This is a genomic window from Pseudomonas sp. HY7a-MNA-CIBAN-0227, assembly GCF_040310325.1.
Classification (GTDB): domain Bacteria; phylum Pseudomonadota; class Gammaproteobacteria; order Pseudomonadales; family Pseudomonadaceae; genus Aquipseudomonas.
The window spans coordinates 1-244 of the sequence record NZ_JBEOPT010000308.1 but is presented as its reverse complement, the minus strand read 5'-3'; the positions used below and the strand labels follow the sequence as shown (position 1 = coordinate 244).

Below are 244 nucleotides of genomic sequence, written 5' to 3'. Positions count from 1 at the left end.
GCCCTGGCGATTGCCAACGACACCGAGTTCGGCCTGGGCGCTGGCCTGTGGACCCGCGACATCAACCGCGCCTACCGCATGGGCCGGGCGATCAAGGCCGGCCGTGTATGGACCAACTGCTACCACCTGTACCCGGCGCATGCCGCGTTTGGCGGTTACAAGAAGTCTGGCGTAGGCCGTGAAACCCACAAGATGATGTTGGATCACTACCAGCAGACCAAGAACTTGCTGGTGAGCTACGACA

General features: G+C 61.9%; 1 protein-coding gene. It reads left to right on the top strand.

Annotated features, from left to right (window positions below):
• Positions 1 to 244 (top strand): aldehyde dehydrogenase family protein (locus AAEZ06_RS28050; protein ID WP_350617452.1); only part of this gene is annotated, 244 nt, incomplete at both ends.